The organism is Streptomyces rubrogriseus (assembly GCF_027947575.1).
GTDB classification, from domain to species: domain Bacteria; phylum Actinomycetota; class Actinomycetes; order Streptomycetales; family Streptomycetaceae; genus Streptomyces; species Streptomyces rubrogriseus.
Genome location: NZ_CP116256.1, coordinates 4,492,518 through 4,517,602 on the forward strand (window position 1 = coordinate 4,492,518; position 25,085 = coordinate 4,517,602).

Annotated in this window: 21 protein-coding genes and 3 pseudogenes; 17 read left to right on the plus strand and 7 right to left on the minus strand. The window is 67.6% G+C overall.

The genetic code is table 11. The features are described from left to right. Positions 1 to 12: 12 nt before the first annotated feature. From Sru02f_RS20540 to Sru02f_RS20550, 3 genes and pseudogenes are all read left to right on the plus strand, one after another. Positions 13 to 519, plus strand: a complete 507-nt coding sequence (locus tag Sru02f_RS20540; RefSeq protein ID WP_109032544.1) for a carboxymuconolactone decarboxylase family protein — start codon at positions 13 to 15, stop codon at positions 517 to 519. A gap of 1,431 nt (positions 520 to 1,950) precedes the next feature. Continuing rightward, a pseudogene (locus tag Sru02f_RS20545) lies at positions 1,951 to 2,322 on the plus strand (PAS domain-containing protein); the annotation flags it as partial. Positions 2,323 to 2,355: 33 nt separating this feature from the next. Continuing rightward, entirely contained in the window at positions 2,356 to 3,669 is a 1,314-nt protein-coding gene (locus Sru02f_RS20550) for a PP2C family protein-serine/threonine phosphatase (protein ID WP_280524899.1), read from the plus strand. Positions 3,670 to 3,758: 89 nt separating this feature from the next. Here the strand turns inward: Sru02f_RS20550 and Sru02f_RS20555 are convergent, their stop codons facing one another. Together Sru02f_RS20555 and Sru02f_RS20560 are read right to left on the minus strand one after the other, a co-directional pair. After that, positions 3,759 to 4,715, minus strand: coding sequence for a hypothetical protein (locus tag Sru02f_RS20555; protein ID WP_159107545.1), 957 nt, complete (start codon positions 4,713 to 4,715; stop codon positions 3,759 to 3,761). A 323-nt stretch (positions 4,716 to 5,038) separates the two neighbouring features. After that, positions 5,039 to 6,019: an alpha/beta fold hydrolase gene (locus Sru02f_RS20560; RefSeq protein ID WP_244941872.1), complete on the minus strand. Its 981-nt coding sequence runs from the start codon at positions 6,017 to 6,019 to the stop codon at positions 5,039 to 5,041. 470 nt (positions 6,020 to 6,489) lie between these two features. Here Sru02f_RS20560 and Sru02f_RS20565 point away from each other — a divergent pair. From Sru02f_RS20565 to Sru02f_RS20575, 3 genes and pseudogenes are all read left to right on the plus strand, one after another. Further along, a pseudogene (locus Sru02f_RS20565) lies at positions 6,490 to 7,110 on the plus strand (hypothetical protein); the annotation flags it as partial. 2 nt (positions 7,111 to 7,112) lie between these two features. Next, a complete protein-coding gene (locus Sru02f_RS20570) occupies positions 7,113 to 7,523 on the plus strand; it encodes a hypothetical protein (protein WP_109032542.1) in 411 nt (136 codons plus the stop codon). A gap of 85 nt (positions 7,524 to 7,608) precedes the next feature. Next, positions 7,609 to 8,130 (plus strand): DUF6233 domain-containing protein, encoded by a 522-nt coding sequence (locus tag Sru02f_RS20575; protein WP_167469610.1) that lies wholly within the window; start codon positions 7,609 to 7,611, stop codon positions 8,128 to 8,130. A gap of 100 nt (positions 8,131 to 8,230) precedes the next feature. Here the strand turns inward: Sru02f_RS20575 and Sru02f_RS20580 are convergent, their stop codons facing one another. Both Sru02f_RS20580 and Sru02f_RS20585 read right to left on the minus strand, forming a co-directional pair. After that, positions 8,231 to 8,500, minus strand: a complete 270-nt coding sequence (locus Sru02f_RS20580) for a hypothetical protein (RefSeq protein WP_167469584.1) — start codon at positions 8,498 to 8,500, stop codon at positions 8,231 to 8,233. A 464-nt stretch (positions 8,501 to 8,964) separates the two neighbouring features. Then, complete coding sequence (locus Sru02f_RS20585) at positions 8,965 to 12,216, minus strand: RHS repeat-associated core domain-containing protein (RefSeq protein WP_167469583.1); 3,252 nt, start codon at positions 12,214 to 12,216, stop codon at positions 8,965 to 8,967. Between the two features lie 709 nt (positions 12,217 to 12,925). On the opposite strand from Sru02f_RS20585, the gene Sru02f_RS20590 reads away from it, so the two are divergent. Genes Sru02f_RS20590 through Sru02f_RS20605 form a run of 4 tightly spaced genes read left to right on the plus strand, consistent with a single transcriptional unit; the run spans position 12,926 to position 16,459 of the window. Beyond that, positions 12,926 to 13,825 (plus strand): patatin-like phospholipase family protein, encoded by a 900-nt coding sequence (locus tag Sru02f_RS20590; RefSeq protein ID WP_373103740.1) that lies wholly within the window; start codon positions 12,926 to 12,928, stop codon positions 13,823 to 13,825. Then, positions 13,822 to 15,039, plus strand: a complete 1,218-nt coding sequence (locus Sru02f_RS20595; protein WP_109032540.1) for a macrolide family glycosyltransferase — start codon at positions 13,822 to 13,824, stop codon at positions 15,037 to 15,039. The genes Sru02f_RS20590 and Sru02f_RS20595 overlap by 4 nt, the downstream gene beginning before the upstream one ends. A 2-nt stretch (positions 15,040 to 15,041) precedes the next feature. Continuing rightward, complete coding sequence (locus Sru02f_RS20600; RefSeq protein ID WP_109032539.1) at positions 15,042 to 15,527, plus strand: hypothetical protein; 486 nt, start codon at positions 15,042 to 15,044, stop codon at positions 15,525 to 15,527. Beyond that, complete coding sequence (locus tag Sru02f_RS20605) at positions 15,524 to 16,459, plus strand: hypothetical protein (protein WP_109032538.1); 936 nt, start codon at positions 15,524 to 15,526, stop codon at positions 16,457 to 16,459. Before Sru02f_RS20600 ends, Sru02f_RS20605 begins: the two co-directional genes overlap by 4 nt. Positions 16,460 to 16,743: 284 nt before the next feature. Here Sru02f_RS20605 and Sru02f_RS20610 read toward each other — a convergent pair whose 3' ends face one another. Beyond that, positions 16,744 to 17,412, minus strand: coding sequence for a nitroreductase (locus Sru02f_RS20610; RefSeq protein WP_109032537.1), 669 nt, complete (start codon positions 17,410 to 17,412; stop codon positions 16,744 to 16,746). A gap of 139 nt (positions 17,413 to 17,551) precedes the next feature. Here Sru02f_RS20610 and Sru02f_RS20615 point away from each other — a divergent pair, with 139 nt between their 5' ends. Beyond that, a complete protein-coding gene (locus tag Sru02f_RS20615; RefSeq protein WP_109032536.1) occupies positions 17,552 to 18,214 on the plus strand; it encodes an FMN-dependent NADH-azoreductase in 663 nt (220 codons plus the stop codon). 35 nt (positions 18,215 to 18,249) lie between these two features. On the opposite strand, the gene Sru02f_RS20620 is transcribed toward Sru02f_RS20615, so the two are convergent. Beyond that, a complete protein-coding gene (locus tag Sru02f_RS20620) occupies positions 18,250 to 18,735 on the minus strand; it encodes a MarR family winged helix-turn-helix transcriptional regulator (protein ID WP_109032535.1) in 486 nt (161 codons plus the stop codon). A 389-nt stretch (positions 18,736 to 19,124) separates the two neighbouring features. On the opposite strand from Sru02f_RS20620, the pseudogene Sru02f_RS20625 reads away from it, so the two are divergent. After that, a pseudogene (locus Sru02f_RS20625) lies at positions 19,125 to 19,616 on the plus strand (transposase); the annotation flags it as partial. A 92-nt stretch (positions 19,617 to 19,708) separates the two neighbouring features. On the opposite strand, the gene Sru02f_RS20630 reads toward Sru02f_RS20625, so the two are convergent. Next, positions 19,709 to 19,876: a UBA domain-containing protein gene (locus Sru02f_RS20630; RefSeq protein WP_109032534.1), complete on the minus strand. Its 168-nt coding sequence runs from the start codon at positions 19,874 to 19,876 to the stop codon at positions 19,709 to 19,711. A gap of 169 nt (positions 19,877 to 20,045) precedes the next feature. Here Sru02f_RS20630 and Sru02f_RS20635 point away from each other — a divergent pair, with 169 nt between their 5' ends. The 5 genes from Sru02f_RS20635 to Sru02f_RS20655 all read left to right on the plus strand — a co-directional run bounded on the left by Sru02f_RS20635 (position 20,046) and on the right by Sru02f_RS20655 (position 25,055). After that, positions 20,046 to 20,573 (plus strand): DinB family protein, encoded by a 528-nt coding sequence (locus Sru02f_RS20635; RefSeq protein WP_109032592.1) that lies wholly within the window; start codon positions 20,046 to 20,048, stop codon positions 20,571 to 20,573. 736 nt (positions 20,574 to 21,309) lie between these two features. Next, the gene (locus Sru02f_RS20640) at positions 21,310 to 22,044 is read left to right on the plus strand and encodes a DUF2589 domain-containing protein (RefSeq protein WP_109032533.1); all 735 of its coding nucleotides are present in this window, start codon (positions 21,310 to 21,312) and stop codon (positions 22,042 to 22,044) included. 271 nt (positions 22,045 to 22,315) lie between these two features. After that, entirely contained in the window at positions 22,316 to 22,660 is a 345-nt protein-coding gene (locus Sru02f_RS20645) for a hypothetical protein (protein WP_159107544.1), read from the plus strand. Further along, positions 22,657 to 24,246, plus strand: a complete 1,590-nt coding sequence (locus Sru02f_RS20650) for a DUF2589 domain-containing protein (RefSeq protein ID WP_109032531.1) — start codon at positions 22,657 to 22,659, stop codon at positions 24,244 to 24,246. Before Sru02f_RS20645 ends, Sru02f_RS20650 begins: the two co-directional genes overlap by 4 nt. A 137-nt stretch (positions 24,247 to 24,383) precedes the next feature. After that, positions 24,384 to 25,055, plus strand: a complete 672-nt coding sequence (locus Sru02f_RS20655) for a hypothetical protein (protein ID WP_109032530.1) — start codon at positions 24,384 to 24,386, stop codon at positions 25,053 to 25,055. The last annotated feature ends 30 nt before the right edge of the window (positions 25,056 to 25,085 follow it).

The following is a 25,085-nucleotide window of genomic DNA, read 5'->3' on the forward strand; positions in this document are numbered from 1 at the left end:
AGCGTTGAGCCCATGACCAACACCGAAGTACACGAGAACCAGCACCTGCTGGCGGAGCACACCCAACGCCTGGACTGGATGGCCCTGGCACCCGAGGCCTTCAAGGCCCTTCTCCGCCTGGACACGGCCGTACGCAAGAACATCGACTCCAGGCTGCACGACCTGGTGAAGATCCGCGCCTCGCAGATCAACCACTGCGCCTTCTGCCTGGACATGCACACCACCGATGCTCTGACGTCCGGTGAGTCCGTGGAGCGCATCGTGCAGCTCAGCGCCTGGACGGAGTCGAGGCACTTCTACACGGCCAAGGAGATCGCGGCTATTGAACTGACGGAAGCGATCACCGTGCTCACGGACGGTTTTGTGCCGGACGAGGTGTACGCGAAGGCCGCCCAGGAGTTCGACGAGACCGAGCTGGCACACCTGATCGCGGCCATCGTGGCGATCAACGCGTTCAACCGTTTCGGCGTCTCAACCCGGATGATCCCCGGCCACTACACCCCGGGCGGCTCGCACTGACCTTATCCACGCGGCTCGGCGTCGCCCCTACCCCCCGGGGCGCCACGTCGAGCCGCCTTCCCGTGAGCCAGCCGCGACTGGCCGATGGGCCCGCGTGTCGCTGACTGGAGGAGAACTGGCCATGACCGAGCCGGCAATCTGCGGCAGTTGCGGCACGGCACCGAGGGCCTGCCACGCGACGCGCTCGCCCTCATGGCGGCTCGGAGCGCCGAGGGCATCGGCTCAAACGATCTGCGCACCGCCACCAACGCCTGACCACGAGTCCAAAGTACCCGCACGCTCTACGACTTCGGATACGCCTGGGTCGAGCGCGGCGTGCCACCGCCTCGCGACACCCACCCTGCGCGAGGCACTGCGGCGACGGGCACCAGACTCCGCAGCAATCCGGCGGGAGGTGGTCTCGGCGTACGGACACGAGGTCTTGCAACGTGAGTCCGTTGAGGTGCTCACACTGCACGAGAGCAGGCTCGGGGACTGGCCCGACCACCATCTACTGATCTTCAAGCGCCCATTGGAGGCGCCCTCCCGGCCATCATCACACGTGGCTGCCCGATCCGCAGGACGCGATGTGGCTGCTCCCGGAGGCATGTCTGCGCACGAGGCTGAAAAGGGCGGTCAGTCAAAGGGCCGGTGAGCTCGCTGGACGCCACCGATCTGCGGGGCCGACAGTACGTCAGCGACGGTACTGTGCTCACCGCTCCGTCCTCTTGCGACTTAGGGCTCGTAAGGGATGCAGGTGAAACGGTCTCTGCCTCATTAGTTGCTCACGTGTTCGTGCTGAGTCTGGCCCGGCGTCCACTCGAGCCGGTCGAGAATCTAGGGGCCCTGCTCGGTACCTCACGTCGTTCAAGTCCTACGCGACGATGACCGTGCCTTCGCGGGCGGGCTCGAAGGGCTACACGTCCGAGGATGCGACTGTCTCGGTCAGACAACAGAGACACCGACGTGGGGCTGCCCTCCGGCAGGACCGAGGAATGCCTTCAGGCCCACCAGTTCACGCAGCACTGGTCGTGGATGTCCTGCAGCCGGGTGAACCGTCCGGTTATCTCGCGTCGATCATCACTGATGAGACATATCCGAGGCCTCGAGCTAACTGACGAGCATGACCTGGCGAGGCTCATCATGACGATCAACGCCTGGAACCGCTTCTGTGTGTCCACCAGCTCGTGCCGAGCCACTACGCACCTATTCTGTGGGTGACTCGTCGAACACTCAACAAGTCATTAGCTGGGGAAAACGGGACCGCTTGGGCTCCTCAGGGTGCACACAACGTCGGCAAGTGGGGCGATCTTCCCCTTCCCATGCTTGCTCTGTAAGGAGCCAGTTGGACACATCCGCGCGCGGACCGGTCCTCCCACAGGCCACCCCAACTATGAGTCTTTTCGTCGCGAGAGGACTGTTGGCAGCGAGTACCTTTGAAGGATGGTATCTATGGGACCAACAGGGTCACTCTCTGAAGCGGATGGCTCCTGTGGGCTACTTTCCCTGTTGGTGAACTCAGCGCTCGGATTCGCGACCTGGGATGCAGAGATGCGGTGCATCTGGTCCAACGCCGCCCTTGAGCGCTACGACGGGATCTCACGAGAGCGCCGACTGGGGCATCGACCACGAGAAGCACTGGCTGGTAATAGTGCCGAACTTGAAGTGGTGATGCGTCAGGTTCTCGCCACCGGAGCGTGCGCCATCGGTCACGAGTACCGAGTGCCGACCAGTAAGGGCAACCGGGCACTTTCTGCCTGTTTCGTGCGGCTAGAGGACACCGAAGACCGGCCTATAGGAGTATGCCTGTTGGTCTTGGGCGCAGGGGACAGACGGCGATCCAACGATCGTCTGAACGTGGTCAGCGAGGCCGGTGCGTATATCGGAACGACACTGAACGTCATGCGTACAGCCCAAGAACTGGCCGACTTCATGGTGCCCTTGTTCGCCGACTACGTAACTATCGATTTGACTGAATCGGTGCGTCTCGGCGAGGAGCCGCTGGCACGACTGGGACTCTCTTACGGGCGCATTCCTACATTCCGCCGTGCGGGCCGAGCTTCTATCCACACTGACATTCCAGAGTCGCTCTGGGCTACGGGAGAAGTAGTCTACGTGCCCGAGGCATCGCCGTTCATGCAAGTTATGTCCTCCGGCCGCTCCTTGCTTGAACCCTCGCTAGACGCTTCCCGGGACACCTGGCTGGACAACGATCCAGCGCGTGCCGAAAAGATCCGCGAGTTTGGCATGCACTCCCTTCTGATCCTCCCCATACATGCCCGCGGAGTCCTTTTGGGAGTGGCAGTATGTGTGCGCACGGAAAATCCGAAACCATTCGACGAAGGTGACCAACAGTTGGCTGAAGAACTGGTGGCTCGGGCAGCGCTCAGCCTGGATAACGCCCGCCGCTATACCAGGGAAAGACTTGCCGCCCTCACGCTTCAGCGCAGTCTGCTACCTCGCCAGGTGCACGGTGGCGACGCCATGGAAGTGGCCGCTCGCTACCTTCCTGCGGACACCGAATACAGCGTCGGTGGAGATTGGTTCGACGTTATTGGCCTAAGCGACGGCCGACTCGCCCTCGTAGTTGGTGATGTCGTTGGGCATGGCATCAACGCCGCGGCTACGATGGGCCAACTACGCACGGCCATTCGGACTCTTGCCGATCTTGATTTGCCTCCTGGAGACTTGCTGACCCGGCTCGATAGAACGTTCCTCCGGTTGATCGAGGACGAAGGTGCAAACGAGCAAGAAACCCACTCGACAGCTGGGCCCAAAGGCGCCACCTGTGTTTACGCAGTGTATGACCCAGTTGGCCAAACATGTACGCTGGCAGTGGCCGGGCACCCACCCCCGGCTATACTCCACACAAACGGTAACGTCACGTTTCCCGAAATTACGCCAGGTACGCCACTCGGTGTCGGAATGATGCCGTACGAGTCCTCCCAAATCGCACTGCCGGCAGGCAGCTTGATCGCCTTGTACAGCGACGGGCTCGTTGAGGACCGCCAAAACGATATTGACGTTGGCATGGAAAGGGTGAAGCATGCCTTGGCTCAACCCGCGGATTCCTTGGACGATCTCTGCACCCTAGTGATCAACACCTTGCCTTCCAAAGCTCCAGCAGACGACGTTACCCTGCTACTGGCCCGAGGGTTCAGAGTCGACTAGCGCTCTACTTTTATTGTCTCCGGATTCCACCTGAGCGTGTCAAACTTACGTGGCTGCAGCACTACTCTGGGACGCACATGCCACTGCCCTCAATGAGACGCGTTGCGCCCGGCCGATAGATGGAAGATTCTCCGCCGCAACTGGCGAACAAACGGGTGCGCAAAAGTCAACGCCGTAGCCAGCACTGCCCAAACTGCGAGAACGATTAAGGAGCCCGCTGCGTGCGCTCCCTCAAAATAGCTAAAATCAGTGACCGCACGGAAGGCCGCACCTGGAGGAAGGCACGGAGAGATACTCCGGGCGATGAGAGGCAACAGGTCTACGCCCGTAGTAGCGCCGCTCGTCGAGATTCCCACGGTCAGCAGGAGCAGCGTGGCTACCGGAATGCCAAAGGTGCCAAGGTAGGTACAGAGCATCACCGTCGCAGAAGCGGTAGCAGCCGTCAGCAGGGCGAGCGCACAGGTAAGTGGGAGCACCGGAGCGGGCACCGCTCCCAGCGCGGGCCCTGCGACAGCGGCAGCGACCAGACCGGAGGCGGCCGAGAAGACAGCGACCATCACCAGTTGGTGAACGGACGCTAGCAGCCGTACCACCCCCAACGTCATCTGGGCGAAGACAAAGCCGGCCAGTGATACTCCGAATACGACATAGAAGCCAGCTGTACCCTTGCGGTCGAACGCTACAAGCGGGACGGCGTCATGAATTGTGAGCTGCGCGCCCGCTCTGGCCGCATAGGATTTCACAGCTTGCTCCACGGCAACCGTTGTGGAGACGCCGTTTGCTCCCGCTACTTCCAAGTGCAACCGCCGGTCATCGCCGCCCACAACCGCCACTACATCACGTCGTTCCAACGCTGCCTGCGCGGAACCGTTACTCGTGGCTGTCTGGACGCTGACCTGGTCGCCCAAGCCCCCTTCCAGGCCGGCAGCAAGTGAGCGTCCGACTGCCGCAACTGGTAGGCCATGTGGCTTCGGATCTCGCTGCAGCCCGATGTAACAGGCGATGAAGGCGGCCAAAATAAACAAGGAGATCAGCGCGGGCTGCAACCAGACGCTGACTCGGAGCTGTCGCCGCCGTCCGGAACTATCAGCGTCTGGGGTCAAGTCGGCTCGTCCTGTCACTCGTGCGTCTCCGGCAAGGGGCAGGGGGCGTGGTCGGACACGTTGCGCCGAAGGTCTCTGACGTGTCCCGAGAACCACCGGCCCGGCTCTCCGATCACTCCGTCTCATCTGGCCCACGAGGGCAACCGGGCAGTGCCGCGATGAGTGGGGCCAGTCCACCCCTCCACCCGCTCAGTGTTGTCGTGCCGTCTACACCCCTGACGGGCTACCTGTGGCCTGCGCCTGCCCCTCGACGAACCGGCTGCGACCTACTTGTGCGCAGTACGACGGGAGCGTACGACCAGTACCGTGCCGGATGCGACGGCGAGGACCGCGGCGGAGCCGACGAGCAAGGTCTGCTCGGTGGTGCCCGTGTGGGCGAGGCCGGGCCGGGAGTCGTGTGCGGCCTGCAGGATCAGATGGGTGACGTCGTCGGGGTTCGTTTCCGTGACCGCGTGGGGGGCGTCGACCTCGACGGTGGTCGAACCGGCCCGCTCGGCCATGAACCGCAGGTTCTCTGTGCCGATGGTGCGGTCATCCGTGGCCACCAGGTACCAGGACGGGATCGTCTTCCAGGCCGCGGCCTCGGCCGGCTCGCTGAACGACCGGGCAGTGCTGGGCCGCTGAGTGGCGGCCAGCTCGTTCGCCCGGGCCGCGGTGACCCGGTCACTCAGGAAGACCTCGTTGAACTTGTCGGGCTTGAGGTACAGGTCGACGTCGGCGGGATCGCCGCCGAGCGGCACGGCGTCGAGCGCCGTGGGGACCGGGGCGTCGGGGTCGTCCGACAGACGGCTGCCGGGGTACTTGGCTGCCAGCTGGAGGGCGGTCTCTCCCTTGTCCGGGGCGAACCCGGCGATGTAGACGAGCGACTTGACGTTCGGGTTACCCGCTGCCGCGTTGGTGATCACGGCGCCGCCGTAGGAGTGACCCGCGAGGACGATGGGCCCCTCGATCGTCTTCAGTCGGGCGGCGAGGTAGTCCGAGTCGCCGGAGAGGCTGCGCAGCGGATTCGCGGCGGCGACCACCGGGTAGCCCCGCTGCTGCAGACTCCGGACGACCTCATCCCAGCTCGAGGCGTCCGCCCAGCTGCCGTGGACCAGCACGATGGTGGGCTTGGTGTCCTCGTGGGATCCAGTGCCGCCACCACTCTCGGATGCCATGGCCGGGCCAACGGCCATCAGGGACGCGGCGGACAGCAGGCCGACCAGCGACAACGAGCACCGTATACCGGTGCGACGGGTACGCTTCATGACCACTCTTTCTCGAGGAGACTGACTGCCCAAAACTCTGCGACCCACCGAAGTCGTTGGCAGCATGAAGCTGCTGATCGGGTGAATCCGCTGCTTGGTTTGCATCATGGTCCGCCGATGACCTGCTGCCCACTCGACTCGATGACTTCCAAACTCGTGGGTGAACCGGTCCCCCGCGTTCAGAAACTGGGCGGCCACGAGAGCGGGTAAGGACTGCGCCCCCAGGTGATTCAGCGCTCAAGCCCCTCTGGGCGGTCTGAGCAGAGAAAGGAAGCCTGCTCGGCCCAGCCTTGGCACTCAGAGCAGGCAGCGGAAACCACTCCGGAAATCTTGTGGCGGGCGTCGCCCAAACGCCGCGGCGCGCGGCTGATGCCGATGCAGGTCCGCCTACTGACTCAGGGAACATATCTGGTGGCAGCTGACGAGGATCGGTACACCCATTGTCAGTCGCTGGTGCCAGCATCACAGTTATGAGCGCCATCTTCACCACTCCACCGCGGCCGTTCGACATCGCCGCGCTCTTCCCTCAACTGGCTCCGCTGGTGCGGACGGGCACGCGGCTGCACCCGCGGCCGGGGTCGCCCACTGTGCACGACAGTTCTGTCGGTGGGCCGCTCCTGTGGCCCGCCGGCGAGCCGTGGCCGCACTGTGACGAGCCGCACGACAGGCACGCGTCGCAGACGGTCCACTCGCTGGACGATGTCCGGCTGCTGCGCCGCGATCTCGCCGCTGCGGAGGAGCGGCTGCGGCTCGACCCCGAGGCGCCCGAGGTCACCCCCGAGGAACGGGAGAACTGGGAGCGGATCAAGGTGGGACGTCCGTGGTTCGACGGCCCGATCCCCCTGCTCCCCGTCGCCCAGCTCTACGCCCGTGACGTCGCCTTCCCGTGCCCGCCCGACGCGGACCTCCTCCAGGTCCTGTGGTGTCCCTTCGACCACGCCGAACGCGCCCACCCCACGACCACACTCGTCTGGCGCTCCGCCGCCACTGTCACCGACCTCCTCGACGCACCGCCCGAGCCGCCGGTCATCCAGTCCCAGTGGTACCTCCCGGAGCCATGCCTGTTCTCACCGGAACAGGTCACGGAATACGCGTGACGATCGTCGGCTACTCCGTCTGGCGTGACATCCCGGGGCATCGCCTGAAGCGGGCGGTGTGGAAGCTGCGAGCCGTCCGGCGCGTGGGGTGGAAGCGGGCCCGGCGTACCCAGCTGCTGTTCAGCCCGTCGGTGCACTTCGCGGCGCCGGTGCAGGTCGGGAGCGAGACGGAGCGCATTGAGCTGCCGTTCGTCCTCAAGGCCGGCTCCATGGTGTCGCTGCCGCTCATCGGGCTGGAGGTGCCCAACCGGATAGGCCGGCAGCTTCGGGTCTCCCTGCACCTCGGCACCGGCCGCATCATCCGGACCGACGTCCACGACGCCGACGCCCTGGAGCCCCGGCGGATCGACCTGGACGAATACACCGGCGACTGGTCCTTGCACATCGGCCCGCCCACGACCGACTGACCGGACGGCGTAACCGGGCCTTCGAGTGGCGGCGGGCGCTTACCGTGGGGCCGTGACCACACCCTCCAACGACGCGGCCCGGCCGGTGCCGGTGCGGGTCGTGCTGCCCGCCGACCCGCTGCTCGGGCAGCCGGAACAGGAGGTCGTGGCGCGGTTGTGGAGGCGGCGGCAGACCGAGACGGGGTGGGTGTACCTCGTGGGGTCGCCGTCGTACCGGGACCTCGAGGACGGCGGCGTGGAGGCGGCGGAGTACCGGGTGTGGGTCCGGGCGCCCGACCATGTGCGGCCGGTCGACGGCGTCGACTACGACCAGGTCCCCAGCGAGCCTCTCCCGCCGGCTCCGCCGACGTCGACGGTCTGCGAGGTCCTCGGGGAGCGCCGGCCTTCGGGCTGGGTCCTGGCGAAGGCCCGCGAAGGGCGGGGCCCGGCCCGGGGCGTGCTGCACGCGCCGGACTGCGAGGAGGCACCCGAGGGAGCGCCGCTGCTCGATGTGCAGCGGGCTCTGGACGTCGCGGAGAACCCGGGGACGCGGCTGTGCACGCTGTGCGGGTGTGCTCAGGAGCTGACGCCGCTGCTGAGCGGTTTCGACCACGTCACCGACTCCTAACCTGCCCCCTGTGGGCCGTACGTCCGCCGGCCTCAGCTTCCGGCCGGCGACGGCGACGCCGCCTGACTGCTCCGGGTCCGCCGGGCCCCTGCGGCCGCCGCTACTCGGTGGTGTGCTCGGGGTCGGGCAGTTGGGGCGGGACGTGGCGCTCCAGGATCTCCACCCACTGGTGCAGGACCACGAAGCCGGTGGTGTCGGCCTGCGCCTTGACCAGCTCGGTCAGCGCGTCGACGCACGGCTGGACGGGATTGTCCGGCGGCAGGGTTTCGGCAGCCTGCTTCAGCCGCTCGTGCACGGTCGGGAAGAGCTCCTTGGCCCACGCGTCCTGTTCCTTGATGCGCCGGGAGCCTGCCTCCAAGCTGATCTGCATGACGGTCCACTCCGGACAGTCGGGGGTGTGCCAGATCTCGTGCGGCGTGCCGCCCGCGACGCGGACGTTCTCCCGGGCGGGGGCCCGCTGTGCAGTCCGACGTAAGGCGCTCGGCCGTGATCTTCGGCCGAGCGCCTCCGTGTGTTCACTCCCCGCTCAAGGACGCCGTCACCCTGCAGCACGCAGGGTCACACCTCACGGATCGGGAGTCAGGACTTGCCCTTGCGGCCGGCGAGTACGGCAAAGACTGCCAGGAGCACTCCACATGCCACGGCGATCGCCCCGAGCACCATCGGAACGGCGTCACCGGTCGCGACTCCCGCGATACATCCGCTCAAACCTCCCACCATCAGAATGATGGAAAAGATCCGCACAGCGCGTACAGCGTCCGTCATCGGGGCGTCGCTCGCTGTCATTCTTACGTCACTCCCCTGTAGATGGTCTGGTTGGCGTCTGATTGAACGTCATCCGTAGGTGATGACGTCGGCTCCGTAGTAGCCCGCGACGCCTCCCAACGCACAACTGCCCACCACGGCGGCACCGGCGCCGACCGCGCTGCCAACTCCGGCACCGACCACTCCTCCGACCGCAGCGGCGTACTGGATAGTTCCGGTTGATGCGGCTGCACCGATGCCCGACACGCAACCCGACACGACGCCGAAGATTTTACTACCGGTGTCCAGAATGTCTGAGAAGCTGAACAAGCCGGTGGGGTCGGTCCGGTTGACCGGGTCGCCGGCGGCGTAGAGGTAAGGGCTGGTTTCCTGGCCGGAGGGGTCGGGCTGTGTGAAGCGGCCGAGGGTGGGGTCGTAGTAGCGGTGGCCCATCTTGTACAAGCCGGTCGGGTCGGCGTAGGCGCCCGCGTAGCGGTACGGCTGGGGGGCGGCCTCGGTGGTGGTACCTCGGGGCGTGCCCGTCGGACCGTAGGCATAGGTGTGCGTCCGCTTGCCGGTGGCGTCGACGAGGCCAAGGACGTTGCCGGTGGCGTCGGTGAGGTAGTAGTAGGACTTCCCCCGAGTCGTCATGGAGTTCAGCGTGCCCGACGGCTCGCGGATGAATCCGGTGTCGACACCGTTCGTGGTCGTGGACGCGAGACCCAGTGCGGTGTGGTGGAACCACGTCGAACCGAGCTTGGTGCGCTCGGCATTGGTGGTGCCGGCGTGGACCAGGTCGTAGTTCGTGCCGCCAGTGGTGATGCCGGCGAGCTGGCTGTAGTCGGTCCAGGACTCGTCCGTGCGAGCGGTGCCGCTGGCTGCGCCGGTTTCGTTGCCGAGCTTGTCGTAGGACCAGCCCGTGGTGGAGCCGTTCTTCCCGGTCAGCTCGCTGGCGTCGTTGTAGGTGTACGTGGTGCCGCCCGGGCAGGCGTTTTTGCTGCCGTCCTGACTGGTGAGGTTGCCGGCCTTGTCCCAGCAGTACAGCCAGGACGCCTTCCGCGCACCCGCGGAGTCTGCCTCCAGGGCGTAGGAGAGGCGGTCCTGGGAGTCGTAGGTGTAGCTGGTCTTGAGGTTCGTAAGGTGGTCGGTGCGGGTGCGGATCTTGGTGGTGTCCTTGCCCGCGCTGGCGTAGCTGTAGGTCAGGTCGACGAAGGTCTGCGTGCCCGAGGTGGTCTTGATGCGCTCGGGGCGGCCGTTGTCGTCGATGGTGACGGCCTGGGTGGTGCCGCCGGGGTAGACGGTCTTGGTGCGCTTATCGTTGTTGTTGTAGTCGAAGTCGGTCTTCGCGCCGTCCGGGGCGACCAGATAGTCCAGGCGGCCGGCCTTGTCCCAGGTGTAGTCCGTCGTCCCGGTCGGGTCGGTGTAGAAGTCGACGTTCCCGCCCGGGGCGTAGGCGAGCGCGGTCTGCGCGCCGTTCTGCAGGGTGCGCACGCTCTCGCGGTTGAGCTTGTCGTACTTCCACTTGGTGAAACCCGAGGCGTCGGAACGGGTCGTGACGTTGCCATCGCCGTCGTGGGTGTAGGTGACGGTGAAGTTGGTGGAGGAGACCTCGCGCACGCGGTCGCGGGAGTCGTAGCCGTAGACGGTGGTGATGCCGCGGCCGTCCTCGACCGTCTCCACCCGGCCCAGCGCGTCGTAGGTGTACGTGGTCTCCCCCAGCGGCGCCGGCGGCTTCACCCTGATCAGGTTGCCCTGGTCGTCGTAGGTGAAGGAGGTGACCTTGCCGTTGCCGTCCTTGGCCGTACACCGCTGGCCTTCGAAGCCACCGCACGTCGGGTCGGCATCGTTGTAGGTGTACTCACGGGTCGCGCCCGCGGTGCCCGAGGTGGTGACCGACAGGGTATTGCCGTTGGTGTCGTACTTGAAGGAGTCCTTGCGGCCGTCGGCAGAGGTGAAGTCGTTGGGCAGGTCGGTGCCAGCGATCGTCTGGTACGCCGACACGGACGCCGTCGCGCCCATTGGCAGTTTCTGGGAGACGGCGTTGTTGCGGCCGTCCCAGCCGTAGGTGGTGGTGTTGCCGCCGGTCCCGTCCGTGCCGGTGCCCATCGCGTCGATCGCGGTCTGGGTCAGATGGTTCTTGTAGGTGGAGTGGCGGGAGTGCCCGAGCGGGTCGGTGACCTTGGTGACCTCACCGTCCGCGTTGTGGACGTACTTGGTGGCGTCGCCGTCCGGGTTGGTGACCGTCGTCGTGCCCGCGTCCGACGGGGTGGCCGCGCTGTAGTCGTAGCGCCAGGTCGGACCGGTGTGCCCGCTGCCCGACGTGCCGGTGGCGCGTTGCATGGAGGTGACGCGGTTGTGGCTGTCGTAGGTGAACAGGGTGACCGTGCCCTCCGGCGTGGTCACCTTCGTCAGCCGGCGCGAGGAGTCGTACTCGTACGCCGTGGCTTTGCCGGCGGTGTCGGTGACCTTGGCGAGGTTGCCGGATCCGTCGAGGTCGAGGACGGCGGTGCGGCCGGTGTGGTCCGTGGCCTGCCACTGGTTCGGGTAGGTCTTGACCAGGGCGATCCAGCGGCCGGAGCGGGTCTCGGTGAGCTTGAAGCCCTTGTGCTCGCTGCCTTCGTCATGCTGGTCGACGGTAATCGTGCCGTCGTTCTTGTCCGTCACCTTCAGCAGCGTGCCGTACTGGTTGTAGGTGTCCTTCGAGCCGGACTTGCGGTCGGTCAGAGTGAAGGTGCCGTCCGCGTTCTTCTTCAGGTCCTTCGAGTAGCCCGTCGGCGTCGTGTACGTGCCGTCCGCATTCGCGGTGAAGCGCAGCAGGTTGCCGGTGGCGTCGAAGACGTCGACCTCGCCGTCGTTGATCTGGAGGTAGCGCTCGTATCCCTGCCACCAGCGCTGGGACACCTTCCCCCACGGCGCCTCGAGGGAGTTGTAGGTACGGGTCAGCTGGAGCTTCTGCCCGACGCCGGCGATGTCGAAGTCGGTCGCGGCGAGCATCAGGTTGCCGTTGGAGACGTTCACCCGCGCGACCAGGGCGTCGTTCAGACGGGTGTCGAGGATCTGGTGCCAGGGCACCTCGCCCTGCCCCTCGGGCAGGTAGTCATCTGCCGCCGCGGCGGACCGGGATGCGGAGCTCTTGGCCTTCGCGCCCGTGGCGCGGGCTTCCTGGGCTGAGCGCCAGGCGGTCACCTCGGCCGACGGCTTGGCCTCCGGCTGTGAGCCGGGGGCCTTGGTCTTGCCGGCCGGTGTCGCCGGGGCCTCGACCTTCGTCGGTTTCGTCCACGGGCTCTCCGGCTCCGGCAGCTTCGGCTTCGGCGTGGCCGCCAGGCCAGGCGCGGCAGCCATCACCACGGCAGCGGTGGTGATCGCGGAGACGAGAGCGGTTCTGTGTGTTCTCCGGGCACGCCACATGGGCGTGCGCGCAGCACGCGAGTGCATCAGCTTCCCCCCCCACAGGAAGTCAGACCCGGCGACCCCAGCGGTCACCAGCGGCACACAAGCTGTCACAAGACGCACACAAACTGGCGCGGCGTCCCCTCGAACGCCATATACACACGGGCCGGAATACGCCCCACCGCTTCACTGGCCTAAACGCACTTCTATCGTCGCAATAGGGTCATCGAGCAGTCCCGGTGGATGAAATTTTCACCGATCTTGGCGAGAGATCTGACTGAATACGCTCGAACAGGGCCTGTGTCTTAGGCCAGGCTACGGGCCGTGTTACGCCCGGCGCGGTGGTGTCGCCGCGCGAAGCGGGGCCGGTCGAGGGGGCGCGGACGACGTCTCTCGGGCCAGCCGGGATGCCCGTTCCGCCCTCCCTACCGGACCGTCGGGGTCCGGTGACGAAGCCGCTGTCACAGATCGGCATGCTGTCCGGTCCTGTTCTCAGCGAAGCGATACCACGCCCCGCCGCGGGTGAGAGAGGTAGACCATCATGCTGACCCGCCGCCGGGACCCGTGGGCCCCGTCACCGTGCAGCGGCTCTGGCGAGGGCGAACCGAGAAGCTCGGGACCGGTCGGCCTGGCGGCCCTCCCCCGGCCCGTGGCCGTGGTGGTGGGCGCGGGTGGTGTGCTCGGAGCGGCTCACGTGGGCGTAGGACACGCCCTGGAGCAGCACGGCTTCCGTCCCGACGTGGTCATCGGTACTTCGGTGGGCGCGCTGAACGGTGCCATAGCGGCGGCGCATCCCGACCGGGCCGCGCCGTGGTTGGAGCACGTGCGGACCCAGCTGCGCCGCCGCGGCGTGTACCAGCTGGGCTTTCCGGCCTCGCGTGCCGGCATCGTCACAGACCGGGGGCTGCGCCGACTGATCGCCCGGGCCGGCCTGCCGACGCGGGTCGAGGAGCTGGCGGTGCCGTTCACCGCTGTGGCCATGGACCGGGTCACCGGCGCTCCGGCGCTGCTCGACCGCGGTGACCTCACGACCGCACTCCTCAAGAGCGCGGCCATCCCGGGCCTCCTGCCCCCGGTCACCCGCCAGGGCCGCACCCTCGTGGACGGCGGAGTGATCGCCTACGTCCCGGTGCGGGCCGCCCTGCGGGCCGGAGCGGCCAGCGTGGTGGTGGTGGCGGCGGCCGGCCCGGAGAGCTCACCGCTGCCGGCGACTCTGCCGTCCCGACGGGCTGGTGCCGCCGCGTCGCGGGCCGGTCTGCTGCTCATGCACCGTCAGATCGAACGGGACCTGGCGGAGGTGTCCCGCCGGCTGCCGACCGTCGTCCTGCCCACCGGGACGGACGTCTGGCCCGCACCCCGGGGCTTCCGCCACAGCAGGCGGCTCGTCGAAGCAGCCTCCGCGACGGCCGGCCGCTTCCTCGACGACCTCCGCGTCAGCGGACCGGGCCTGTACCGGGCCGAGGACGACCCGACCGCTGCGACGGCGGCCGGATACGACGCCGCCGCGTCGGCGAGGACGCGGCGGGCACCGCGTTCCACCCCTGCGAGGGCCAGCCTGTGAGTACCATCGCGTTCCTCAACATCGGCATGCACGGACACATCAACCCGACGCTGCCGGTCGCGGCCGAGCTGGTCCGTCGCAGCCACACCGTCACCTACCACACCTCCCCCGCCTTTCGGGACGAGATCGCGGCCACCGGCGCGGCCGTGCGCCTTTACCCGGGAGGAGACCAGCCCCTTCCCGACCCCCCGGCGCCCATCACGCTGATGGAGGCGCTCGCCCGCACCGCTCTGGATGTGTTGCCCGCCGTCCTCGCCGACCTGCGCGACGACCGCCCCGATCTGATCGTCCACGACAGCGCCTGCCTGTGGGGCGCGCTCGCCGCCCGTGCGCTCGGCGTCCCGGCGGTCTCGTCGTTCACCACGTTCGCCTACAACCGTCATGTGCCCAGCCCCACCCGCGCCTCGCGGGAACTGCTGGCCGGGGCCGCGGCTCACCCGCGGAGCCTGGCGGGCTACGTGGGGGCCCGGCTGGCGCTGCGGCGCCGCTTCGCCGCGACGGGCGTGCCGCTGCTCGACCTGGCGAACATCCGGCAGCCGCTGAACCTTGTGTACACCTCCCGCGCGTTCCAGCCCGCCGTGGAGGAGTTCGACCGGTCCTACCGGTTCGTGGGCCCGAGCATCGGTGCCCGGCCGGACGACCCGTCGTTCCCGACGGACCAGCTCCGGGACCCGGTGCTCTACGCCTCGCCGGGCACGGTCTTCAACGCCGATCCCCTGCTGCTGCGTACGTTCGCCGTGGCGCTCTCCCCGTTGGCGGGGACCGTGGTGGTCTCCACCGGGAAGACCGACCCCGCCGCCCTGGGCGAGCTGCCGGGAAACGTGCTCGCGCGGCGTTCCGTGCCGCAGCTTCAGGTGTTGGACCGCGCGGCGCTGTTCATCACCCACGGCGGCATGAACAGCGTCAACGAGGCTCTGTTCGCGGGCGTCCCGCTCCTGGTCGTCCCGCAGGGAGCCGACCAGCCCATGGTCGCCCGGCGCGTCGTGGACCTGGGGGGCGGCTTGTCGATCCGTACGGAGAACGTCACCGAGGACTCCGTGCGCGCCGTCGCGCGGCGCCTCCTCGAGGACTCCCGTTACCGGGCCGCCACGTCCGGGCTGCGGGCCACCCAGCGTGAGGCGGGCGGCTACCGGCGCGCCGCCGACGAGCTCGAACGGTACCTGCGCCCGGCCGCTGCCGCGCACCCGGCTCCTGTCGATCCGCAGGGAGGCTGACGATGACACCCGGCGTCGTCGCCCTGCTGATGCTGGCCGGGCTGTCCGAGGCGCTCGGACGCGCCACGCCTGTCGCGGTACGCCGGCGAGGGGTGCCCCGTAGCCGGATGCTCCGGCTGGTCCTGGCCGGCGCGGTCGTCGAGGGCACGGTGTTCGCGCTCTGGCCGCTGACGGCCTGGACCTTGGCCGAGCTCCTGCTGGGGTCGCCGCCCCCCGGTGACGGAGTGGAGTGGACGCCCGGCCTCGTCGCGCCCCTCGTACTCTCGGCCGTACTGGCGTTCCCGTTGCTCGGTTCCTTGCTCCACCTCCTGCTCTTCGTGGGGGTGGGAGCCGGCCTGACCGGTCCGCTGTCCGCGGCGAGCGGTCTCGGCTGGTGGACTGCGGCCGGTTGCGTGTCCGTGGCCGGTGTGGTGCTCGGCGTCGCGGTCGAGGGCGTTCGGCGGCTGGTCGTGCGGATGAGCGCCGCGGACACGGCGGAGGCCCCATGAACGACTTCCTGCTCTGGGCCGTCGCCCTCGGACCGGCTCTGCTGGCCGAGGGCCTGCTGGCACGCTACGAGGTGCTGGCCTACGGCGCCGGCTGGCGTGCCCCGGTCACCGAACTGCCGGAGGGGGTGCCGTACGCGCGGGGTGCCGACCCGGACCGCCCTCCGGACGCCTATCTCGTCTATCTGGACGGGATCGGCAAGCGTCGCGTCCGGGACAGCCGCGACGGCGGCCAGTTGGTCAGGGCCGTGCTGGCCGGTGCGCCGGAACTGCGAGTGTTGGGCCAGGTGCAGCCCTACTCCCCGCTGGCCGACCCGCTCGCCGACCGGCCGGTGTGGTCGTGGTTGCGCCGCCGCGTGGGGCTGGTGCTCTTCCTGCACAACGTGATGCAGATCTTCGTGGCCGCCGACCGCCGCTACCGACCGCTGTACAACAGGGCCGTCGGTTCGCAGATCGCCACCCAGCTGCGACTGGCCGGCTACCGGCCCGGCAGCGGCATCCCTGTCGTCCTGCTGAGCTACAGCGGCGGTGCGCAGGTGGCCACCGGCGCCGTCGACGAACTGTGCAAGCGGCTCGGCTGCCCCCTGCTGCTCATCATGTTCGGCGGCTTCCACAACGGTGCCAACGACCTCACGCGCGCCGACCACGTGCATCGGCTCACCGGCTCCGGTGACCGGATCGAGCGGGTGGGTACCTGGATGTTCCCGCAGCGCTGGCCGCTGTTCCGGGGCAGCGGTTGGAACCGGGCCGCCCGCGGGGGCAAGGTCACGGTGCACCGGTTCGATCCGGCCACCCACGTGGGACCGCGCAGTTACATCAGCCGGAGCGCTCTGCTGCCCGACGGCCGCACCCATCTGGCGCGCACCGCCGACACGGTGGTGGAGCTGATCCGCGACCACTGCCGGAGCGATGCCGGAGAGGGTCCGCGGCCCTGACGGTCCAAGCCCTCGGTGCGGTACTCACCCAGGGGCTCGCCGACATGACGCCGACCATGGGTAGTGCCCGGTCGACGCCGCAACACGACGCCACACCAACGGGTGGAACACACCGTTGGCGTGGCCATGAAGTACCGGCGGCGCGCGCCGGGGCTCGGCGCCAGCCGAATGGACCGGGTTGGCGTTCGCCAGACGGATACGTCACACCGCCCGGGTCGGACGCTTGGGCCCACCGCGTGCGCGTCGGCGGGAAACGGCGCTCAGAGCTCCGGAAGGAAGGAGTCTCACGGGCCGTCGATGAAGGTGACCGTCTCCTCCAAGGCAGCCCGGCCCGTGCGGGCGGGATTCGCCGCGGGGTCCTCGTAGCCGATCGACATGCCGCAGTAGAGCACCAGGTCGTGCGGCGGCGCCACGGTCTCCGCAACAGTGCGGTGGAACTTCGCCCACGCCATCTGTGTGCAGCTGTGCAGGCCTTCCTCGCGCAGTAGCAGCATCACATTTTGCAGGAACATGCCAACATCGGACCATTGGGGACGCCCCAGGTCGCGGTCGATGTAGCAGAACAGCGCGGCGGGCGCCCCGAAGCACTGCCAGTTGCCCGACGCGGCCCGCTGGCGCGCCTCCGTATCCTCGCGCGCGATACCGAGGGCACCGTAGCGCTGCTCACCGAAGGCGGACCGCCGCTCGCTGTACGGCGACTTCAGCTGCTGCGGGTACTGCTCGTACTCCGGCTCATCGAAGGGGTCGCCGGCGGCAAGGCGAGCCCCGGTGCGCTTCTTCAGCGCCTCCAGTGGACCGCCGCTGAGCACGAACGCGCGCCAGGGCTGGAGGTTCGACCCGGAGGGCGCCCAGGCGGCGGCGGACAGCACGCGCTTGAGCACTTCTCGGGGGACGGGCCGGCCGGAGAAGCGGCGGACCGATCGTCGGCTCTTGACCGCCTCGTAGACATCCATGAAGTCACATCTCCCTAGTCGTTCATGATCATCGTCGCGATTGCGACAGTATCATTCGCGACCATCTCGTGTATAACTAGATGTCGAGTCCGCCCAGCGCCCGGCCGCTGGGCGCCGTACCACTGTCTGGAGAACCCCCATGGCCACGCTTCTGCACATCGACTCGTCCGTGTTCCCGGCCGGGGCGTCCGCGTCCCGGGCCGTCACGGCCGTGTTCCGTCGAACCTGGGAGGAGCAGCACCCGGAGGGCACGGTGATCTACCGCGACCTCGCCGCCGCCCCGGTCCCGCACATCACCGCGGACGCGTGGTCCGCCGGTTACGCCGACCCGTCCGAGCGCACCGCGCGCCAGTCCACCGCGTTCGCCGCACGCCTGGAGCTCATCGAGGAGTTGGAGCGGGCGGACGCCATCCTGATCGGGGCCCCGATGTACAACTACACGGTCCCATCCACCCTGAAGGCGTGGCTGGACAGCGTGCTCCTGCTCGGACGCACGGCCGGCGAGTCGCCCTCCGCGCAGGGCACCCCCGCCGTGGTGGTCGCCAGCCGCGGCGGCTCCTACGCGCCGGGCACCCCGCGCGAGAACTTCGAGTTCGTGCAGAACTACCTGGAGGCCGTCCTCCGAAGCACCCTCGGGCTGGATCTGGAGTTCATCGTCCCGGAACTCACCATGGCCCCGCGCAATCCGGCCATGTCCGAACTGACGCTGCTCTTCGAGGCCTCGCGGGAGCGCGCCCACACTGACGCGGTCACCAAGGCGAAGGAACTCACCGAGCGCCTCACCGCGGACGACGGCAAGTGACGCGCGGTTGACCCACCCGAAGGAGAAAGGAATGTCTAGGCCTCGCGGCTGCCCGGATGCGCGAGGCTGGTCAGCAGACGCATCAGTTGCTCGGAGCCGTCAGGTCCCAGGTCGGCGACCAGCCCTTCGGCCAGCGGCTCCGCCGCGACATGGGCCGCGTCGAAGAGCTCCAGCCCCTCCGGGGTGATCTCCACTGCCCGTGCCCGGCGGTCCCCGGGGACGGGCCTGCGCACGGCGAGGTTCCTGCGTTCCAGATCGTCTACGACCCGCATGATCCCCGCCTTGTCCGTCCCCGTCTCCGCCGCCAAGTCGCGCTGCACCGTGGGGCCGCGGTCGACGAGCACGATCAGCACCGCGAAGTGCCGCAACTCGATCCCGAGAGGCCGCAGCGCCTCCGACATCACCCCCGCCGCGCGCCAGTGCGCCCGGCGCAGGAGCAGTCCCAGGGCGAACGGCGAAGCGTCTCCGGGGCGGTCGCTCGCACGCGACGCGGCGTCTCGGGAGGAAGCATGAGCGGCCATGACGGCATCATACCGCCGCCGAGTCGCCCGATACCGTTTCACATGAGACAGTCGTCCGGCCCCTCCCCCGTGCCGAGAACAGAAGGGAAGCGGGCATCCACTCTCGCCTGGCCGGCCTTAGAGGTCGTTTTCACCTGCGCTGCCCGCCTATCAGGCGGGCGGGATTGCGGATGAGGCGGAAGGAGACGAATCCTGTCTCATCCCAGGATGCCTGGTCTCCGCGGTCGTGTGTGCGTCGACTGCCGCCGCTGTGCACCTGGGCGCACTCCGCCCGCAGCGGTACGTCGGAAGCATGGTGAAACGACGTCCGTATCCGAGTGATCTGTCCGATGCCCGTTGGGAGTGATCGAGCCGGTCCTTGCGAAGGGCGGGAAGGCGGCCTTCAGCGTGTGATCGACGCCCAGAGCGTGAAGACCTCGACCGGCGTCCCGGCATCCGGTCAGGGCATCGACGCGGGCAAAAAGATCGTTGGCAGGAAACGGAGCATCGTCACCGACACGCTCGGCCTTCTCCTCGCCGTGCTGGTCACCGCGGCGAGCGTGCAGGACTCCATCGCCGGCGCCCGGCTCCTGGATCACGTCACCGCCGACCACCCCGGGATCCGCAAGGTCAGGGTCGACGGCGGCTACCGTCAGCACCTCGTCGAGCACGCCGCCACCTTGGGCATCGACATGGAAATCACCGCTCGCAAGCCCGGGACCAGGCGTTTCACCCCGATTCCGAAACGGTGGACGGTCGAGCGGACGTACGGCTGACTCATGCTCCACCGCCGCCTCGCGCGTGACTACGAAACCCTTCCCAGCCGCTCCGAAGCCGTGACCCACATCGCCATGACCGACCTCATGGCCCGCCGCCTCACCGGCGAGAACACCATCTCCTGACGCGACCTGATGAAGGCCACAAAACAACCGACTACGGGATGAAACATCGGGCGAAGACGACCTCTCAGCGGCTGCACAGGCGGTGGTGCCTGTCATAGACCTCCGCCATTGAGAATGTATTCAATGGAACTTTGCACGTTTCCGTCGGTTTCGATCAATGCCTTCAGGTTTTGCGTCTGGTTTGTAAAGCCCATGCCCTGGAGCTGCTCGAGCTGCTTCGCGAACTTCTTTTCGTAGTCGTCCGATTGCGTGTCAGGCATACCCACTCCTGGTTATGGATTGGCTCGACGGTCACCGAGTGATGCCGCAATGATCACAGTTTGGACCCATTCCACCAATCTCGATGGCGGTCTTTCACCCGTAAGGAGGCGGACCGGCTCGCGAGCGAAGACGGTCATGGTCCAAGGCTGCCGCTGCCAGGGTGTGCTCATGAATACGACACCGGATGGACGGCCGATCCCGCCCGCGCATGCCGACGAGCGCGCCATGTTGGAAGCATGGCTGGACTTTCACCGTGCGACTCTGGCCCTGAAGTGTTCGGGCCTGAAAGATGATCAATTACGGCGGGCTGCGGCGTCACCGTCGTCGATGACGCTGCTCGGTCTCGTTCAGCACATGGCCGAGGTGGAGCGCAACTGGTTCCAGCGTGTGTTCGCAGGTCTGACCGTGTCGCCTGTCTTCGCGGAGGGCAACCCCGACGGCTTCGCCCTTCAGCCGGAACGAGGAATCGACGAGGCGAAGGCTGCCTGGCAAGCGGAGGTCGCCCGAGGGCGCGAGCTGATCGCTGACGCATCGCTGGACGACTCCGGTCACCTATCCGAGCAGGAAGCGGGTCACGTCGGCGATCAGGGAGTGTCCCTGCGCTGGATCATGGTGCACATGATCGAGGAATACGCACGTCACAACGGTCATGCCGACTTTATCCGCGAGCAGGTTGACGGAGTCACCGGCGCGTGAGACGTGCTGGCGCGGTCGAAAGGACCGCGCCAGCATTCGGCACTCCCTACCAGCCCGCGGCGGCCTGCTCGGCCAGGGCGTCGACACGGCCGTAGCAGGCGATCGTCTTGGACAGCTGCCTCTCCTCAGCAGCCTCCAGCCGAGGATGAGAAGCCGGAGCCGCGCCGCACGCAGGCCGACAAGTGGGCGATGCACTGCGAGGCCGCCCGCCAGTTCTACGAGCGCGAGGGGCACCAACCAGGTCCCCAGGAAGCTCGTCGAGCGGACCGTCGGCGAGGGCCAGGAGGAGCGGGTGCACAAGCTGAGGGCCTGGATCGGGAATCAGCGCAGCCGGGCGGCGGCTCTGACGGAGCGGATGGAGCTGCTGTCCGCGAGCGGGATGCGGTGGTCGTGATGGGCGTCGTCGTCACCGCGGGCCGCCGCACTCGCGGCCGACTGTCTGCTCGGGGCCGCTGCGACCGTGGCAGCGGCTGAGAGACTGGGCGGCCGACCATGTCCGCTTCACCGGGACGTGAGCCCCGGCCAGCACGTCGCCGACGCGTACGGCCGGGAGCTGGCCCGCATCAGCCACCGCGCGTACTCGCACCCGCGTTCCCGCCGTCGCACCCCGGTACTTCCGTTTGTCCTGATGCGTGCCCGTACGACTTTCGAAGGGCTCTGGCGTGTCGGTGAATGAGCGCAATGGGACCGGCAGAAGATCGCTTCAAGATCCAGAACCTGGTTGAGGGAGTGGCCGATGGCGGAGACGAAGAAGACGAGTCCGACGAGGAAGAAGACGGCGGCGGCGAAGGCGCCGGCCAGGAAGCCGGCTCCGGGCGGGTCCGGCCGCGCGGGCTCCAGGGCGTCCGTACCGGACGCCCCGCTCATGCAGGATGTGCCGCTCGCGCCGGGCCCGGGCGACACGTCCAAGCCGGTCGATCTGGGGGCGGAGCTGTCGCTGCCGTTCGAGCAGATCATCGGCGGACCGCTGCAGGGGGTCATCCGGTCCAGCGCGCTGGCCGCGAACGAGACCGCGCAGTTCATCAACAACGTCGGCTTCGACGAGAACAAGCGCGCCAGAACCGTGGCGTTCTCCTACACCTCGTTGGAGCCCGAGGCAGCCGACACCACCTCCAAGCAGAAGAAGATGGTGACGCAGGTCGAGGTGCCCCTCCTCGCGGTCGTGCCGATCCCCTATCTGCAGCTCTCCAAGGTGACACTCGACTTCAATGTGAAGATCGATTCGGTCTCGACCAAAAAGAGCGAGCAGAAAATCGGAGGCGAGGCGTCGGCGAGTGGCGGCTTCTGGGGCATCTCGGCCTCGGTCAAGGCCAGCTACGACTCGAGCAGTTCGAGTTCGGACACGGTCAGCCGGAGTGCGTCGATGTCAGTCCATGTGGAGGCTGAGCAAGGGCCGATGCCGGGCGGCATGGAGAAGATCCTGTCGATGCTGACCGACAATGCCGTCACCGTCCAGCAGAAAAGCGCATAGACGAACTGACGGACTGTGACGCCGGATCCTCATGGATTCGTCTGCGGACATCCGGGTGCGGCACTGAATCGTCCCTGTTCCAGTGCCGTCCCCGGCCGCAGACCGTATCCGGACCCCGCGTCGCGCATGAGGTTTTTTGCCTGCCATGCCCGGCCCGCTCCTCGCCTGCCCCCGCGTTCGGATGGCTCGCGATTGCCGGGGCGCTGTTCATCGGCGAAGAGGGCATGATCCGGGGCTTTACCAACCAGGGAGTATTATGAGTGAGTTGACGATGCGTGACCTGCTGCAGGGCCTGCAGTGGGCCGTGGCCGAAGCCGACCAGGCGGTGCGCGCGGCCCAGGAGCCGGACAGCGACTGTGTGGGAATCCAGCCGCAGATGGCCATTGACGATGTTTCCTTCACCCTCTCCTTCGTGACTGAGCAGGTCGCTCCGTCCACTCCCGCTTCCGGCCAGGTCAGGGAAGACATCCGTATCGCCGTGGACCAGCAGGCCCTCGCCGACGCCAAGCACGTGCACGAGGTCAGGTTCACCGTGAGCAACCGGCCGGTGGAACGGCTCGAGGCCAACGGCCGATATCACATCGTCCCCGCAGGATCTGCGGGGGACCAGCGATGAGCGACGACGACGTCCCGGTCAGCGCGCTGCTCGGCGCGGCGTACGAGGCGGTGGTCCACGGGCAGGGCCTGGCCGCGCGCGAAGCAGTCGAACTGGTCAAGGACCTGGGATTCGAGAGGAACGGCACCGCGAAGCCCTTCCGCTTCGCCTACCAGCACACCGAGGCCACGGAAGACGGCCCGCAGGTGCGTACCGTGCACGCCACCGTGCCACTGCTGTCGCTGATCAACCCGCCATCCATCAGCATCGACAGCGCCAAGATCAGCATGAGCCTGCACCTGATCAGCCAGGACATCGAAACCGGGCCTGCCGAGGCCCCCACCGCGAGCGGTGAAACGCCGACAGCGGCCAAGATGCCCAAGCTGAAGGGGCGCATTGTCCACCAGTCGGACAAGAACGCTGTCATGACCATCGAGTCCACCCTCAAGCAGCGCGACCTGCTGGCAAGCAGCCGCCTGTCCCAGTTGCTGGACGCGGCGGTCAGCGACCGCGACACCGTCTGGTACCAGGTCCTGGACCGGGCGGAGCCGTTCCGCGCAGCCGCCACCGCACTGATCGACACCGTCGCCCAGGACGGCTCCAAGGGCAAAGGCGTGGGGGTACGGGAGTGGCTGCAGCAGTTGTGGGAGTTGAAGGAGGCTGTCACGGACGCCGTGAGCGCCTTCCGCGACGGGCTGCCAGAGAAGATTCCCCCGCTCCACCAGAGCTGGAACGCCCGGTGCCAGAAGCTGACCTGGATCGACCGGCACACCGAGCCTGAAACCATCACGCAGCTACGGTGGACGTTCATCGCGACCGCCAGGGACGTGTGGCAAGCCCTCCTGCCCAGCCCACGAGTCGCCGAATTCGGGCCGCCCACCGTGGAACAACTGCGCGACCGGTTCAAGACCGCCCGTGCTGAACTCGCTGCCACTGTGCCGAGCCTGACAGATCTGCTTGGAAAGCTAAAACAGCTCGAATCGGACGTCGCGCAAGGCTGCATCGCTCACCAGTACAAGCAGCCGAAGGCCGTCGCCGCAACTCTGCAGCGCTACAACGCGACCGCTGCGGAGATCCAGAAGATGTGGAAGCTGCAAAGCCGCGAGTGCCGGGCCAAGCAGGACACGCTGGCCGCAGCTGCCACGGATGTGTGGGACGCGCTGGCCCGCAAAGTGCCCGACGACTTCCGCACCAAGAGCCGGAGGAGCACCGAAGAGATCAAAGAACTGCTAGACGCGTGCGACAGCTTGCTGGACAAGCTCGATCAGCAGGCCAAGAAATTCGTCGCACCCAGTGTGCCCGTCAACCCGTTGGGGTGGCCCCTCGATTACGCCAAAAAAGTAAGGACGGGGAAAAACACGGAGGATTGGCGAGCCCGGAGATGGAACCCAGACGACCACGCAAGGGAGCTCGGTGAATTCCTCGAAGGGTTCAACAAGAAGGTCACATTCGTCAACACGACTTGGCGCTCACCGGGTCGCGAAAGTTGGCTCCGGCCGGACACGTGGAACCCCGCCGTTCCGCTCTATAACGAGATGGCCCGTCAGTTCTGGGCACTCCTCATCGACACCGACCACACGGTCACCAACGTCACCAAGGTCTCGTGATCTGCGCGGACGACGCCCGCACTGGTCGGGCGCCCGTGCTCCGCACGGAAGGCCACGTGGGCCCGGGCCACGCTGGGCCCCTGGCCGCGCTCCTTACTCAGGCCTGCCGCACAGTGCTGGACGGACAAGTCAGAGCGGTGGGCGCCGCACTGGCGAGCGCGGCCCGGACCCTCCTCACGGCCGGTGACGACGGCCAACCGCAGCCCGTCGTACAGATGGCGGCTACCACGGTCCCTGCGCGCAGGTCCCGGCACATCGCACTCGCGGACCTCCACGGATGGCCCCTCTACTACGTCGAATCCGCCCGCATCACCCTGCGCCTGGCCGTCCCCGCGCCGCCCGGGCCGGACAGCGTCCTGCGCACCGCGGCCCCGACGGCGAACACCGACAAGACCATGACCGCCACCATCCGGCTGACCACCCGACCCGGTCCCCGGCCCCTCGTCGACGATCTCGTCGCGGCCGCACTCGCCCCCGCCCCACCCCACGTCGACAGCAACCGACCCCCCACGCCGGCCCAGCAGGCCGTCGCCGCCTGGAGACACCTGCCGGGCCTGTACCACTGGGCCCAGCGGCTGTCCGACGAGGCTCCCGACCACCCGGCCACCACCGCGGCAGTCCAGGCCGCAGAAGACCTGGCCACAGCCGTATGCTCGTGGTGCGCCGGCGGGCCACCGGTCGATCCACGCCTCGTCGCACGCGCCCCGCAACCTGAGAACCTCGACCTGGAAGCTCCGCCCGCCCTGGTCACGCTCGCCACCACGGTGGCACAACTCCACCGTTCCCTCGGCACACCGGGCCGCTTCTGACCCGCCAGACCGTCAGCGAGGCCCACACCG